The 14,794-nt window shown below is 63.8% G+C and carries 11 protein-coding genes; 9 read left to right on the top strand and 2 right to left on the bottom strand.

The genetic code is table 11. The features are described from left to right. Positions 1-197: 197 nt before the first annotated feature. On the bottom strand, positions 198-1,394 hold the full coding sequence (locus EVC45_RS09415; RefSeq protein WP_129957734.1) for a M20 aminoacylase family protein: 1,197 nt from the start codon (positions 1,392-1,394) through the stop codon (positions 198-200). A gap of 188 nt (positions 1,395-1,582) precedes the next feature. Between EVC45_RS09415 and EVC45_RS09420 the strand changes: the two genes are divergently transcribed. Then, a complete protein-coding gene (locus tag EVC45_RS09420) occupies positions 1,583-3,661 on the top strand; it encodes a molybdopterin-dependent oxidoreductase (protein WP_129957735.1) in 2,079 nt (692 codons plus the stop codon). Between the two features lie 146 nt (positions 3,662-3,807). Then, entirely contained in the window at positions 3,808-5,481 is a 1,674-nt protein-coding gene (locus tag EVC45_RS09425; protein WP_129957736.1) for a long-chain fatty acid--CoA ligase, read from the top strand. A 125-nt stretch (positions 5,482-5,606) separates the two neighbouring features. Here EVC45_RS09425 and EVC45_RS09430 read toward each other — a convergent pair whose 3' ends face one another. Further along, positions 5,607-6,803, bottom strand: coding sequence for a porin (locus tag EVC45_RS09430; RefSeq protein ID WP_129957737.1), 1,197 nt, complete (start codon positions 6,801-6,803; stop codon positions 5,607-5,609). A gap of 308 nt (positions 6,804-7,111) precedes the next feature. Between EVC45_RS09430 and coq7 the strand changes: the two genes are divergently transcribed. The 7 genes from coq7 (at position 7,112) to murF (ending at position 14,790) form a co-directional block, all read left to right on the top strand. After that, positions 7,112-7,750, top strand: coding sequence for a 2-polyprenyl-3-methyl-6-methoxy-1,4-benzoquinone monooxygenase (gene coq7 / locus EVC45_RS09435; protein WP_129957738.1), 639 nt, complete (start codon positions 7,112-7,114; stop codon positions 7,748-7,750). 456 nt (positions 7,751-8,206) lie between these two features. Further along, the gene (mraZ, locus tag EVC45_RS09440; RefSeq protein WP_013090620.1) at positions 8,207-8,635 is read left to right on the top strand and encodes a division/cell wall cluster transcriptional repressor MraZ; all 429 of its coding nucleotides are present in this window, start codon (positions 8,207-8,209) and stop codon (positions 8,633-8,635) included. A gap of 15 nt (positions 8,636-8,650) precedes the next feature. Next, entirely contained in the window at positions 8,651-9,604 is a 954-nt protein-coding gene (gene rsmH / locus EVC45_RS09445) for a 16S rRNA (cytosine(1402)-N(4))-methyltransferase RsmH (protein WP_129957739.1), read from the top strand. Continuing rightward, positions 9,601-9,951 carry a cell division protein FtsL gene (gene ftsL / locus EVC45_RS09450; protein WP_129957740.1) on the top strand — a complete coding sequence of 117 codons (351 nt, stop codon included), beginning with the start codon at positions 9,601-9,603 and terminating at the stop codon, positions 9,949-9,951. The genes rsmH and ftsL overlap by 4 nt, the downstream gene beginning before the upstream one ends. Beyond that, positions 9,948-11,822 carry a penicillin-binding protein 2 gene (locus EVC45_RS09455; RefSeq protein WP_129957741.1) on the top strand — a complete coding sequence of 625 codons (1,875 nt, stop codon included), beginning with the start codon at positions 9,948-9,950 and terminating at the stop codon, positions 11,820-11,822. The genes ftsL and EVC45_RS09455 overlap by 4 nt, the downstream gene beginning before the upstream one ends. Continuing rightward, the gene (locus EVC45_RS09460) at positions 11,819-13,381 is read left to right on the top strand and encodes a UDP-N-acetylmuramoyl-L-alanyl-D-glutamate--2,6-diaminopimelate ligase (protein ID WP_129957742.1); all 1,563 of its coding nucleotides are present in this window, start codon (positions 11,819-11,821) and stop codon (positions 13,379-13,381) included. Before EVC45_RS09455 ends, EVC45_RS09460 begins: the two co-directional genes overlap by 4 nt. Then, positions 13,378-14,790 carry a UDP-N-acetylmuramoyl-tripeptide--D-alanyl-D-alanine ligase gene (gene murF, locus EVC45_RS09465; RefSeq protein WP_129957743.1) on the top strand — a complete coding sequence of 471 codons (1,413 nt, stop codon included), beginning with the start codon at positions 13,378-13,380 and terminating at the stop codon, positions 14,788-14,790. Before EVC45_RS09460 ends, murF begins: the two co-directional genes overlap by 4 nt. Positions 14,791-14,794: the final 4 nt, after the last annotated feature.

Genomic DNA, 14,794 nt, shown 5'->3' on the forward strand with positions numbered 1-14,794 from the left:
CATCCCGAACAGGACCGTGAAACGACTCCACGCCGATGATAGTGCGGATTGCCCGTGTGAAAGTAGGTAATCGTCAGGCTCCTCCAAAGCCAGAAACCCCACCCCCAGCGGTGGGGTTTCTGCGTTTACGCGCCCGAAATTAACAAGCAGCATTGAGGCAAGCGATATCTCCACCCGCCTCAACACATCACGACTCTCTACTTTCCCTGGGCCAGAAACTTCTGCGCCAGCCGAACCCAGTACGTCGAACCGACCGGCAACAATTCATCGTTGAAGTCATAGCTCGCGTTGTGCAACATACAAGGGCCCGCTCCGTGGCCAGCTTCCCGGTGGCCGCCATCGCCGTTGCCCAAGAACGCATAGCAACCCGGTTTCGCCAGCAGCATGAACGAAAAGTCCTCGGCTCCCATGGTCGGTTCAACTGCGTCATCGACATTTTCCGCGCCAACGACCTCTTTCATGACCGACGCCGCAAAACGCGCTTCCTCGCTGCTGTTGATCGTCGGGGGATAGTTCCGGTGGAACTGGACCTGAACGGAGCAATCGTATGCTTCGGCTGTGCTCTGCGCGATCTTGCGCATGCGCGACTCGATCAGGTCGAGCGTTTCGGTTGTGAAGGTCCGCACGGTCCCCGCGATCCATGCGTCATTCGGCACGACGTTGACCGCATCGCCGGCATGTATCTGCGTAATCGACAATACCGCGGTATCCAGCGGCTTTTTGTTTCGCGTGATGATGCTTTGCAGCCCGCTGACAATTTGCACCGCCGTAAAGACCGGGTCGCGGCCATTGTGAGGTAGCGCTGCATGCGAGCCGACGCCCTTGATTTCGATGCGAAATTCATTGCTCGATGCCATGATCGGGCCTTCGGTCACGCCGAAGTGGCCCGCCGGCATGCCAGGCCAGTTATGAATGCCGAACACGGCGTCCACAGGGAATTGAGTGAATAGGCCGTCGTCCATCATCGCCTTCGCGCCGGCGCCGCCTTCTTCGGCCGGCTGGAAAATGAACACGATCGTGCCGTCGAAATCACCGTGTTTGGATAAATAGTGCGCGGCGCCGAGCAGCATCGCCGTATGTCCGTCATGGCCGCACGCGTGCATCTTGCCGTCGTTCGTCGAGCGATGATCGAAGCTGTTGAGTTCCTGGATCGGCAGCGCGTCCATGTCGGCACGCAGACCAATCGCGCGCGACCCATTACCGCGCTTCAATACGCCGACTACGCCAGTCTTGCCCAATCCACGATGAGTCTCGATGCCCCAGGACTCGAGCGAACGCGCGACGAGATCAGCAGTCGCCGTCTCTTCATAGCGCAGCTCCGGGTGGGCATGGATGGTTCGTCGAAGGGTTTGAATCTCGCCGCGAGCGGCCTGAATTTCGGGGATCAGTTTCATGATGGAGTGATTATGCGTTTGTGCTTGACTAGCGATGAGATCGCTGCGGACCAGGTCGGCCCGGGCGTTGCGGATAATTCATTCTACGCCGAAGGCATTTTTAGCGGCACCATCCAGGTCGGCGGCCTATCGACGTAATAAAATTCCATTTTGACCGACCGCTCACTGCTCGCCAGGACACATTGCCGATGAACGCCCCGACCGAATTCGCGCGCGCCGTGTGCCCGCACGATTGCCCCGACACCTGCGCGATGCGCGTGACCGTCGACAACGGACGGGCAATCAAGGTCGTCGGCGATCCCGACCATCCCCCGACCCAAGGCGTGCTGTGCACGAAGGTCAGCCGCTACGCGGAGCGCGTGTACCATCCGAACCGCTTGACGACGCCGATGAAGCGCGTCGGCCGCAAGGGCGAGGGCCGCTTCGAGCCGATCAGCTGGGACGAAGCGTTGCACCTCGCCGCAAGCCGCCTCGGCGAAATTGCCCAACGGGCGCCCGAAGCGATTCTGCCGTACAGCTACGCGGGCACGATGGGCCTGGTGCAGGGCGACAGCATCGCGCAGCGCTTCTTCCACAAGCTCGGCGCATCGCAGCTGGATCGGACGATTTGCGCGGCTGCCGGCGCGGCTGGCCTCAAATATACGTATGGCGGCGGCCTCGGGATGCACACCGAGTTTTTCGCCGAGAGCGAGGTGATCCTGATCTGGGGAGCCAATCCGATCGCATCGAATCTGCATTTCTGGACCCGCGCGCAAGAAGCCAAGCGTCGCGGCGCCAGGCTGATCGCGATCGATCCGTATCGCTCGCTGACCGCGGAGAAATGCCATCAACACATCCCGCTGAAGCCAGGCACAGACGGGGCTCTGGCGCTCGGCGTCATGAACGTGCTGATCACCGAGGATCTGCTCGACCACGAATACATCGCGGCGCACACGCTCGGGTTCGCCGACTTGAAGGCGCGCGCGCTCGGCTATCCGCTGTCGCGCGTTAGTGAAATTTGCGGTGTTAAAGAGCAGGAAATAACCGAACTTGCGCGACTTTACGCCAGCACGAAGAAAGCCGCGATCCGCTTGAACTACGGTCTTCAGCGAGTGCGCGGCGGCGGCAATGCGGTGCGCGCGATCGCCTGTCTGCCCGCGCTGACGGGCGCCTGGCGCGAGCGTGCGGGCGGGGCGCTGTTGTCGTCGAGCGGTTGGGCACCGGTCGACTCGCACGCGTTGCAGCGTCCCGACCTGATGCCGGGCTGGCCGTCGAAGCCGAGCCGCGTGATCAATATGAATGCGGTCGGCGACGCGTTGCTGCATCCGGGCGACGCGACGTTCGGCCCCAAAGTCGAGGCGATCGTCGTCTACAACTCGAATCCGGTCGCGGTCGCACCGGACTCCGAGCGCGTCGCGGCCGGCTTCGCGCGCGAGGATCTGTTCACGATCGTGCTCGAGCATTTCCAGACCGACACCGCGGATTACGCTGACCTGCTGCTGCCCGCCACGACGCAGCTCGAGCACCTCGACGTGCACAAGTCGTACGGCCACACGCACGTGATGGTCAACCTGCCCGCCATTGCACCGATCGGCGACGCACGCCCGAATACCGAGATCTTTCGCGGCCTCGCGCGTCACATGGGCCTGACGGAACCGGCGCTCTTCGACAGCGATGAAGCCGTCGCGCAAGCCGCATTTGACTGGGACGACAACACGCTGGCCGGCGTCGACTGGCCGACGCTGAAGCAAGCCGGCTGGGCCCGTCTTAATCTGCCGGACGCGCCATTTGCCGACGGTGGATTTCGCACGCCGTCAGGCAAGTGCGAGTTCTACAGCGAGCGCCTTGCACGACAAGGCATCGACCCGCTGCCCGACTATCTGCCACCCTACGAATCGGCCGACGGCGCGCCCGAACTGGCGGCCCGCTATCCGCTCGCGATGATCTCGCCGCCCGCGCGCAACTTCCTGAATAGCACCTTCGTGAATATCGAGAGTCTGCGCGCGACCGAAGGCGAACCGCATCTGGACATCCACCCGACGGACGCGCAGACGCGCGGCATCGGCGACGGCGATCAGGTTCGCATCTTCAACGACCGCGGCTCGATGCAGGCGCGCGCCCGCGTGACCGATCGGGCGCGCGAAGGGCTGGTCGTCGGGTTGTCGATCTGGTGGAAGAAGCTGGCGCCGGACGGCCGCAACGCCAACCAGCTGACGAGTCAGGCACTCACCGATCTCGGCGGATCCGCGACGTTTTACGACTGTCTCGTCGAAGTCGAGCGGGCCTGAAAACCGCGCGCACATTGAAGCCGGCACCCGGCCTCGCGAGTTCGAGGCTGCCGTCTAACCTCATCGCTTTGGCCATTGGCCGCAATATGCCCATGCTACGATGCGTTTTTAGCACGACCATTCGAAAAGAATTCAGGAGACGCTGCATGGAGAAAATCTGGCTGAAATCTTATCCACCCGGCGTTCCCGCAGAGATCGACCCGACGCGCTATTCGTCGGTGGCCGAGCTGCTCGAGGAAGCCTTTCGCGAACACCGTGCGAAGCCGGCGTTCGTGTGCATGGGCAAGCAGATCAGCTACGGTGAACTCGACCAGCTTTCGCGCAGTCTTGCGGCGTGGCTGCAGTCGAAGGGACTCACGCGCGGCGCGCGTGTCGCGATCATGATGCCGAACGTGCTGCAGTATCCGGTCGCGATCGCCGCGATTCTGCGCGCGGGCTATGTGGTCGTAAATGTGAATCCGCTGTACACGCCGCGCGAACTCGAACATCAACTGAAGGACAGCGGCGCTGAGGCGATCATCCTGCTCGAGAATTTCGCGGGGACCTTGCAGGCAATCGCGCGCAACACGCCGGTCAAGCATGTTGTCGTCGCGGCGATGGGCGACCTGATGGGCATCAAGGGCCCGCTCGTGAACTTCGTCGTGCGCAAGGTGAAGAAGATGGTGCCGGCGTGGAGCCTGCCCGGGCACGTCAAGTTCAACGACGCGGTTTCGCAGGGCGCACGTCTGACGTTCAAGCCGGTCCAGCAGGGGCCTGACGACATCGCGTTTCTGCAGTACACGGGCGGCACCACCGGCGTGGCCAAGGGCGCGACGCTGCTGCACCGGAACCTGATCGCGAACGTGCTGCAGTCGGAGGTCTGGCTCAATCCGGTGCGCGCGAACCGCACCGATATCGACCAATGCATCACGGTCGTCGCATTGCCGCTGTATCACGTATTCGCGTTGACCGTGTGCGGGCTTCTGACGATCCGCACCGGCGGGCTCGGCGTGCTGATTCCGAACCCGCGCGATATCCCCGGCATGATCAAGTCGCTCGAGGGTTACGCGATTACGACGATTCCCGCCGTCAACACGCTGTACAACGCGATGTTGAACAGCCCCGACTTCCACAAGCTCGACTTCTCGAAGCTGCTGACCGCGAACGGTGGCGGCATGGCGGTGCAGGAGGCGGTTGCCAAGCGCTGGTTCGAGCTGACGCGCACGCCGATCGTCGAGGGCTACGGGCTGTCGGAAACGTCACCGTGCGTGACCTGCAATCCCGTCACCGCCACTGAATACAACGGCACGATCGGCCTGCCGCTGCCGTCGACCGAGATCTCGATCCGCGACGACGAAGGCAACGAAGTGCCGCCCGGCCAGCCCGGCGAGATCTGCATTCGCGGCCCGCAGGTGATGGCGGGCTACTGGAACCGGCCCGACGAAACGGCCAAGGTGATGACGGCGGACGGTTTCTTCAAATCGGGGGACGTCGGCATCATGAGCGCGGACGGCTTCGTCAAAATCGTCGATCGCAAGAAGGACATGATTCTGGTGTCCGGCTTCAACGTGTATCCGAATGAAGTCGAGGACGTCGTCGCCAAGCTGCCGGGCGTGTTCGAAGTCGCGGCGGTGGGCGTGCCCGATCAGCATTCCGGCGAGGCGGTAAAGCTGTTCGTCGTGAAGAAGGATCCGTCGCTGACCGACGAACAGATCTTCGCGTACTGCAAAACGCAATTGACCGGCTACAAGCGGCCCAAGGTGGTCGAATTCCGCACCGAGCTGCCGAAGAGCAACGTCGGCAAGATCCTGCGGCGCGAGCTGCGCGACGGCAGGGCTTAAGCGAGCGAAGAAACAAAAGCCCGGCGCACGAAAGTGCGCCGGGCTTTTTGTTGCCCGCTACAAAAACCGCGCATAAAAAAAGCGCCCGAAGGCGCCTTTGAGACAAACTACGTTTTTACGACTTATTAGAACTTATGGCGGATACCGACACGAGCGGCGACCTGGTTGTCCGTCGTCGAACCCGTCAGGCCGTTGATGCCTGCGGTTGCCGAGACAACGCCACTGCCTGCTGCATTCAGCACTTGGCCCGATGCGTGTTGGTACACACCGACCACATACACGTCCGTACGCTTGGACAGGAAGTAGTCCACGCCCATAGCGCCTTGGTTGTACTGAGCGGTCGACGCGCCGTTGATGCTCGCGCCGCGCGTGTAGTCGTATGCAGCGCCGATCAGCAATGCCGGGGTCAACTGATACTTGAAGTTGATTTCGCCGTTGTTGAAGGTAGCCGACTGACCGCGGACGCCCGGTTGCGCGAACGTCGTGCCCAGGTTTGCGAAGCGGATGTTCGAATACGTCAGGCCGATCGTTGCGGCGCCGAACGTGTACGCACCACCTGCACCGATGACCTGGTACGTGTTAGCCGACGTGTAAGCGGCATAGACCGGCGAGCTCACTGCCGAGCCCGGCGCTGCGATCGTGCCGCCGTTGTTGAACAGGCCGCCCGAAGCTGCCGGCGTACGTGCGTTCAAGTAACCAGCGCCCAATGCCAACGGACCGTTGGTATAGCCAGCACCCAACGACCAGATCTGGTTTGCGCTGAAGTTGCCTGCCTGGCCGCCGAAGCTATACGTGCCGCCGAACGTCAGGCCGTTGTAGTTCGCGCTCGTGTACTTGACCGTGTTGTTGGTGCGATACGCGTTGTTGAAGTTGTCGATATCGCCCGGGTGAGCGGCGATGTAGCCGCCCCACTGGTCGCCCGATTCGAACGGACCCACGTAGTCGACGACGGAATCGTACTGACGACCCATCGTGACCGTGCCGAACTGGCTCGACAGACCGACGTATGCCTGACGACCGAACATCAGGCCACCTTGACCGAGCTTGCCGTTGGTCGTGTCAAAGCCGTTTTCCAAAACGAACAGAGCCTTCAGACCGCCGCCCAGATCTTCCGTGCCACGCAGGCCGAAACGCGAGCCTTGCAGGACGCCGCTGGTCATGGCGTATTGCTGGTAGCCGCCGGGGACTTTGCTGCCGGCGCCGGCGTTATTGTTAAACGTGATACCAACGTCAACGATGCCGTACAGGGTCACGCTGCTCTGCGCATGAGCGACGCCTGCGAATGCGCCCAGTGCTGCGAGAGCGAGAAGCGACTTTTTCATCGAATGATCTCCAAGGATTACTGCGAATCTTTTGTACAAGGCGAAATATTTTGTTGGTGCTGAGGGCCTTGCTTGTCCAACTTCGCGAGAAGTTGCCACGTAATGTAACAAAAGGCATACATGGGACAAAGAAAAAGGAGGCGCGCCGGAGGGCTGCTGTTTCGTTTACGCAACATGGTCTAGAATCCGAAATTAACCGTTGATTTCATGCGGATTGGTGCCGGCCGGGCCGCGGGTGTTGCGTCGCAAGGCCTTGTCGCACGGACCTTCCGGAACGATGCGGCGGTTGTCGAATCAGGGAGCGCTTTATGTGGCTGGACGAGTTGATTGGCGAGTTTGATCGGGGTTTACGCTCACTGACTGGGGTCTCGCGGATGAGCCGTCCACTGCCGCTTCCGCAGGCTTCTGCGGCGACGGCCGAGGCGCCCGAACTCTCGCCCGCGGAGCGTGCGCATGCGGCGGGTTTGATGCGGGTGAACCACGTCGGCGAAGTGTGCGCGCAGGCGCTTTACCAGGCGCAGAAACTCGCTACCGATTCGCCTTCGTTGCGCGCCATGTTCGATCACGCCGCGTCGGAAGAAGAAGACCATCTGGCGTGGACCTCCAAACGCCTCGAGGCGCTCGACTCGCGTCCCAGTCTGCTTAATCCGCTGTGGTACACCGGCGCGCTCGCGATCGGACTCGCCGCGGGACGTCTCGGCGATCGCGTGAGTCTCGGCTTCATGGCCGAAACGGAGCGCCAGGTCGAGCAGCATCTCGACAGTCATCTCGACCAGTTGCCGGCCGCGGACCACGAATCGCGCGCGATCGTCGAGCAGATGCGCGTCGATGAAGCGCAGCACGGCAAGGCCGCGATGGACGCGGGCGGCATCGAGTTGCCGTTTCCGGCGCGCGCGTTGATGCGCGCGATGTCGAAAGTGATGACGCGTACCGCCTATTACATATGAGCGTTTCACCCGCTTCGCTCCGCACACCGGAGCAACGCACGGATCGCTTCAACTATCGCTGAACGCATTTTTCGCACGTGGGACGGCGCCGCACGCGCCGTTCGTCATCCGTCCCCGCAACGCCGCGTTTTCCCTTCCACACGCCCTTAACGATCTCTTTCAATCCACGCTGTTTCCCCGCACTTTTCACGTATCACCTTCACAAGTTGCACTAGCCCATTCATTTATAACGGTTTTCCGTTTTATGCGGGACGTGAAGGAGTCGCGCTAAGTCCTTGTTCTAGCAAACAAAATCCGCTCGAAAAGCGGTCCGCTCCCTTGACCCCTGTTTAGCGTTCCTCTAAAGTGGGAGACAGTGTGAGAAAGTGTATTTTTGTGTGTTCGCGACATCACTTTCAGGTAGATTTTCACGGACGGGGCGGGCGGCGCAAATAGCGTCGAACAGGGGAGAGCAAAGTGTTCCAAGGGGCGTCGGCGCTGACGCTCGATGCGAAAGGGCGGATGTCGATTCCCTCTCGTTATCGGGATGCGCTGCAAACACAGGCAGAGGGCCGGGTGACGATCACCAAGCACCCGGACGGCTGCCTGTTGCTCTTTCCGCGCCCCGAATGGGAAATCTTCCGTGACAAGGTCGACAAGCTGCCCATGAACGCAGCCTGGTGGAAACGCATTTTTCTCGGCAATGCAATGGATGTGGATATGGACGGCGCAGGCCGTGTGCTCGTGTCGCCGGAGTTGCGCGCGGCTGGCTCGCTGGAAAAAGAAGTGACCTTGCTCGGCATGGGTCGTCACTTCGAGCTGTGGGACGCACAGATTTACGCCGCGAAGGAACAGGCGGCGATCGCCGAGGGCATGCCCGACGCGTTGAAAGACTTCACGTTCTGATCGCGGCTTATCTATATGGCTTCAGCGATGGGAAACGAATTGCAGCATCGCACGGTGCTGTTGAACGAAGCGGTCGATGCGCTGGTCACGCGCGCCGACGGCACGTATGTGGACGGCACGTTCGGCCGTGGCGGCCATAGCCGCCTCGTGCTGGAACGGCTCGGTGAGGCGGGGCGGCTGATCGCGTTCGATAAAGATCCGCTCGCGATCGCGACGGCGCAGAAAATCGCCGATCCGCGCTTTGCCATCGTCCACGAGAGTTTTGCTTCACTGCGCGCCGCGATGGCGGAGCGCGGGGTAGGGCGTGTGTCGGGGGTGTTGCTGGATCTGGGCGTGTCGTCGCCGCAAGTCGACGATCCGGAGCGGGGCTTCAGCTTTCGCGCCGACGGCCCGCTCGACATGCGGATGGACCCGACGCGCGGCGAGTCCGCGGCTGACTGGCTCGCGCGGGCTACGGTGCAGGAACTGACGGAGGTGATACGAGATTATGGGGAAGAACGGTTTGCTTTTCAGATTGCAAAGGCGCTTGTTGCTCGCCGGGCAGAGTCCGACCGTCTTGGGCCTCTCGTCAGCACGGGCGAGCTTGCCCAAATCGTGGCTAACGTCGTCAAAACCCGTGAGAAGGGCAAGGACCCGGCAACCCGCACCTTTCAGGCTATACGGATTCACGTCAATCAAGAGCTTGCGGAGCTGCAAGTCGTTCTAGAAGCAGCGTTGTCGTTGTTGGAGCAAGGGGGGCGGCTGGTGGTCATCAGCTTTCATTCGCTCGAGGACCGTATCGTCAAGCGATTCATGCAGGCGCACGCAAGCACGCCGGCGGTCGACCGCCGCCTGCCGATCCGTGCGGTCGACCTGCCGAGCCCTCCGCTCAAGATCATCGGCCGCGTATTCGCGAGCGACGCCGAAGTCGCCGACAACCCGCGCGCCCGTTCTGCCGTGATGCGCGTGGCGGAGCGGATCGCGCCATGAACCGTCTCAATATATTCCTGCTGATCATCGTGATGGGCTGTGCCTTGTCGGTCATCAACGCGACCAATCAGCAGCGTCAGATCTTTATCCAGCTGCAGCGCGCGCAGTCGCAGGAGCGTCAGCTGCAGCAGGACTATTCGCAGCTTCAATATCAGCAGAGCGCGCTGTCCAAGACCTCGCGCATCGAACAGCTCGCCACCGCCTCGCTGAAGATGCAATCGGTCACCACGGGCCGCACCCAGTACCTGACGCTCGACCCGGGCGCCGCGACGGCGATCGACGCCCCCATTCCGACTTCCGCGCCGGCCTCGGCGCCGGTCGCGACCCGTCGCGGAGCCACGCGATGAAAAAATCGTCGGCCCACAAGAGCGTAGCGTTTTCGGCCAACCCGATCCTGTCGGTGCGTCTGCCGATGTGGCGCTCGAAGCTCGTCGTGTTCCTGCTGTTCATGGCATTCGTTGCGCTCGCCGCGCGCGCGTTCTGGATTCAGGGCCCGGGCAACGCGTTCTATCTGAAGCAGGGCGAAATCCGCTATCAGCGCCGCATCGACATGCCCGCCACGCGCGGCAAGATTCTCGACCGCAACGGCCTCGTGCTCGCCACGAGTCTGCCGGTGCGCGCAATCTGGGCGATTCCGGAATCGGTGCCCGACGACCTCGGCGCCGACAAACTCGACGCGCTCGGCAAGCTGCTCGGCATGACCACCAAGGAGCTGCGCTCGAAGCTGTCGGAAGACAAGACCTTCGTCTACGTGAAGCGCCAGGTGCCGGTCGACGTCGCCGACAAAGTCGTCGCGCTCGACATCCCCGGCATCTACTCGCGCGACGAGTACAAGCGCTTCTATCCGGAAGGCGAAATCACCGCTCACCTGATCGGCTTCACGAACGTCGAGGACGAGGGGCAGGAAGGCGTCGAGCTCGGCGACCAGAAATTGCTCGCGGGCATGTCGGGTAGCCGCCGCGTGATCAAGGACCGGATGGGCCACATCATCGAGGACGTCGACGAGCAGGTCGTGCCGCACAACGGCAAGGACGTCGATCTGTCGATCGACAGCAAGATCCAGTACATCGCCTATACGAACCTGAAAGCGGCCGTCGAGAGAACCAAGGCGAAGGCCGGCGCGGCGATGGTGATCGACGTGCGCACCGGCGAAGTGCTCGCGCTCGTCAACTACCCGACCTACAACCCGAACGACCGCTCGCACCTGACCGGCGACCAGCTGCGCAACCGCATCCTGACCGACACGTTCGAGCCGGGCTCGATCATGAAGCCGTTCACGGTGTCGCTGGCGCTCGATCTGCACCGCGTGACGCCGACTACACTGGTAGATACGGGCAACGGCCACTTCGTACTCGACGGCGCGCCGATTACCGACGACAGCGGCTTCGGCGTGCTGACGGTCGGCGGCGTGATCCAGAAGTCGAGCAACATCGGCGCGACCAAGATCGCAATGCAGCTGCGGCCCGAAGAGATGTGGAACATGTACACCAGCATCGGTCTCGGCCAGGCGCCGAAGGTCGGTTTCCCGGGCGCGGCGGCGGGCCGTCTGCGTCCGTGGAAGAGCTGGCGCCGCATCGAGCAGGCGACGATGTCGTACGGCTACGGCCTGTCGGTGTCGCTGTTCCAGCTCGGCCGCGCGTACACCGCGATCGCGCACGACGGCCAGATCATGCCGGTGACGATTTTCCATGTGCCGGGCGACCAGCCGGCCGTCGGTCCGCAGATCTTTTCGCCGACCACCGCGCGTGAAGTGCGCACGATGCTCGAAACCGTCGTGTCGGCGCAAGGCACGTCGCCGGACGCGGCGGTGCCCGGCTATCGCGTCGGCGGCAAGAGCGGCACCGCGTACAAGCACGGGCCGCACGGCTACGACCACTCCAAATATCGCGCGTCGTTCGTCGGCATGGCGCCGATGCCGAATCCGCGCATCGTCGTCGCGGTGTCGGTCGACGAGCCGACGGCGGGCAGCCACTTCGGCGGTCAGGTGTCGGGCCCGGTGTTCTCGGGCATCGTCGGCGATACGCTGCGCGCGCTGAACGTGCCGCCCGACATGCCCGTCAAGCAGATGGTCGTGTCCGACGATTCGGCGCCGCCTGCGGCCGGCGCGCCGGCCGCGCCGGCCGCACAGCCCGCGGCAAAGAAGCTGTCGACGAGCCCGGGCGTGAAGAAGCTGACCATTTCCGCCAATCCGAAAAATCATCCAGGAGTCGAGCGATGAGCGCGCTGCGCGAGCAACATCCAGCGCACCGGCAGATCGCCGACGCCCTCGCCTGGCTGCACGCGCACGTGCAGCCAGGCGCGCATCTGCACGCCGACACGCGCTCGCTCGCGGCCGGCGACGCGTTCTTCGCGTACGCGGTCGACGGCGCCGACAACCGCGCGTTCATCGACGCGGCCATCGAGCGCGGCGCGGCCGCCGTGCTGGTGCAGCCCGAAGGCTTCAGCGGCAAGCTCGACGCGTCCGTCGCGCACGCGGTGCCGGCATTGAACGAACTCGCCGGCACGATCGCGAGCGCGTGGTATCGCGATCCGAGCGACGCGATGCTCGCGGTCGGCATCACCGGCACGAACGGCAAGACTTCGTGCAGCCAGTGGGTCGCCGCGGCGCTCTCCGCGCTCGGCACGCGCTGCGCGATCGTCGGCACGCTCGGCACGGGGCTCGTCGGCCAGCTCGTGCACACCGGCTTCACGACGCCCGACGCACCGCAATTGCAGCGCAGCCTCGCGCAATTGCGCGACGCGGGCGCGCAGGCGGTGGCGATGGAAGTGTCGTCGCATGCGCTGCATCAGGGGCGCGTGAACGGCACCGCGTTCGATATCGCGGTGTTCACGAACCTGACGCAGGATCATCTCGACTATCACGGCACGTTCGACGCGTATGAATCCGCCAAGGCGCGCCTGTTCGCATGGCCGGAACTGCGCGCGGCCGTGATCAATCGCGACGATGCCGCGGGCCGGCGTTTGCTCGCGAGCACGCGTGGCCACGCGCGCACGATCGCCTATGGCATCGAGGGCGAAGAAGCCAACACCAACGCTAAAGACACAGCGCAAGCCGACGCATGGCTCACCGCCTCGAACGTGCGTGCGACCGCCACCGGCACCGCGTTTCATCTGAGCACGTCGGACTGGGGCAACGCCGAAGTCGAAGTGCAAACGCTAGGCCTCTTCAACGTCAGCAATCTGCTCGCGGTGCTCGGCGTGCTGCTTGCCGGCGACGTGCCGTTCGACGCGGCGCTCGCCGAACTGGCGAAGCTCGAACCGGTGAACGGCCGGATGCAGCGTTTGGGCGGCCGTCTGCAGAACGACGAACCGCTCGTCGTGATCGATTACGCGCACACCCCGGATGCGCTCGAAAAGACGCTCGAAGCGCTGCGCCCGATCGCAACCGCGCGCGGCGGCGCCCTCGTCTGCATGTTCGGCTGCGGCGGCGACCGCGATGCGACCAAGCGTCCGCTGATGGGCGCGATCGCCGAGCGGCTGGCCGACAACGTCGTCGTCACGAGCGACAACCCGCGCAGCGAAGATCCGCTCGCGATCATCGAGCAAATCGCCGCGGGCATGCAGGACGCGTCGACGGCGCGCCGCATCGAGGACCGCGCGAGCGCGATCCTGCAGGCGATCCGCGGCGCCGCGCGCGAAGACGTGATCGTGCTGGCCGGCAAGGGGCACGAAGCTACACAGGAAATCATGGGCAAGAAACGCGCTTTCTCCGATCAGGACCACGCCCGCCTCGCGCTCGCCGCGCGGGCCACACAAACACGCGGAGGTGGCGAATGACCATGTTCTCGCTACGCGCAGCCGCTGCGCAGATCCCCGGCGCGAGCGTCACCGGCGACGACAGCGTGCGCTTCGAGCGTGTCTCGACCGATAGCCGCAGCGCCGGTCCCGGCGATCTGTTCATCGCGATCAAGGGCGATCGTTTCGACGCGCACGACTTCCTGCCGCAGGTCGCCGAGCGCAACGTCGCGGCCGTGCTCGTCGCGCGCACGCCGGAGAACTGGAGCGTGCCCGCGATCCGCGTCGCCGATACGCGCGCAGCGCTCGGTGCGCTCGCGCGCGGCTGGCGCCGTCAGTTCGAGATGCCGCTCGTCGCGGTCACGGGCAGCAACGGCAAGACCACCGTCAAGGAAATGATCGCGTCGATCTTCGCGGCCGCGGTCGGCGCGGATGCGCGTCTCGCGACTTCCGGCAATTTCAACAACGACATCGGTCTGCCGCTCACGCTGTTCCGTCTGCACGCCGCGCATCGGCTCGCGGTGGTCGAACTCGGCATGAACCATCCGGGCGAAACCGAACTGCTCGCGAAACTGGCCGAGCCGACGGTCGCCGTCGTCAATAACGCGCAGCGCGAGCACCAGGAATTCATGGCGACCGTCGAAGCGGTCGCGCTCGAACACGCGAGCGTGATTCACGCGCTGTCGCCGGAAGGCACCGCGGTGTTCCCCGCCGACGACGCGTACGCGAGCATCTGGCGCGTCGCCGCGACCGGCAACCGCATCATCGATTTCGCGCTGAACAGCGCGGAGCGCACGACCGAAGCCGCGGTGAAAGGCAGGTTCGACGGCAAGCGGTTGAGCATCGATACGCCGCAAGGGCATCTCGACGTCACGCTGCAGGTGCTGGGCAATCACAACGCGCACAACGCGCTCGCCGCGACCTCGGCGGCGTTGGCGGCGGGTGTGTCGCTCGACGCGATCCAGCGCGGCCTCGAATCGTTCGGCGCGGTGAAGGGTCGTCTGCAGGTCAAGCAGGCCGCACTCGGCACGCTCGCGGGCGCAACCGTGATCGACGACACCTACAACGCGAATCCCGATTCGATGCGCGCCGCGATCGACGTGCTCGCGTCGCGTGAATCGCCGCGTGTGCTCGTGATGGGCGACATGGGCGAAGTCGGCGACAACGGCCCGGCGTTTCACCGCGAAATCGGCGCGTATGCGAAAGAGCGCGGTATCGACGCGCTGTATGCGATGGGCGACGCCTCGCGCGACGCCTGCACCGCATACGGCGCGGGCGCGCACCACGTCGCCGATGTCGGCGCGCTGGTCGCGCAATTGCAGCAGGCCGGCTTCGGCGCTGCCGCAACGCTTCTCGTGAAAGGCTCGCGTTTCATGCAGATGGAGCGCGTGGTGGACGCCGTTACGAGTCCACAACCCAACGCCGCGGGCACGACGCCCGCTGCACATTGAAATA

Source organism: Paraburkholderia sp. UYCP14C, from assembly GCF_004197395.1.
Taxonomy (GTDB): domain Bacteria; phylum Pseudomonadota; class Gammaproteobacteria; order Burkholderiales; family Burkholderiaceae; genus Paraburkholderia.

Excerpts from the sequence above, each read along its gene's own strand:
- EVC45_RS09415 (WP_129957734.1), bottom strand. The coding sequence starts at position 1,394 with ATGAAACTGATCCCCGAAATTCAGGCCGCTCGCGGCGAGATTCAAACC.
- EVC45_RS09420 (WP_129957735.1), top strand. The coding sequence starts at position 1,583 with ATGAACGCCCCGACCGAATTCGCGCGCGCCGTGTGCCCGCACGATTGC.
- EVC45_RS09425 (WP_129957736.1), top strand. The coding sequence starts at position 3,808 with ATGGAGAAAATCTGGCTGAAATCTTATCCACCCGGCGTTCCCGCAGAG.
- EVC45_RS09430 (WP_129957737.1), bottom strand. The coding sequence starts at position 6,803 with ATGAAAAAGTCGCTTCTCGCTCTCGCAGCACTGGGCGCATTCGCAGGC.
- coq7 (WP_129957738.1), top strand. The coding sequence starts at position 7,112 with ATGTGGCTGGACGAGTTGATTGGCGAGTTTGATCGGGGTTTACGCTCA.
- rsmH (WP_129957739.1), top strand. The coding sequence starts at position 8,651 with ATGGCTTCAGCGATGGGAAACGAATTGCAGCATCGCACGGTGCTGTTG.
- ftsL (WP_129957740.1), top strand. The coding sequence starts at position 9,601 with ATGAACCGTCTCAATATATTCCTGCTGATCATCGTGATGGGCTGTGCC.
- EVC45_RS09455 (WP_129957741.1), top strand. The coding sequence starts at position 9,948 with ATGAAAAAATCGTCGGCCCACAAGAGCGTAGCGTTTTCGGCCAACCCG.
- EVC45_RS09460 (WP_129957742.1), top strand. The coding sequence starts at position 11,819 with ATGAGCGCGCTGCGCGAGCAACATCCAGCGCACCGGCAGATCGCCGAC.
- murF (WP_129957743.1), top strand. The coding sequence starts at position 13,378 with ATGACCATGTTCTCGCTACGCGCAGCCGCTGCGCAGATCCCCGGCGCG.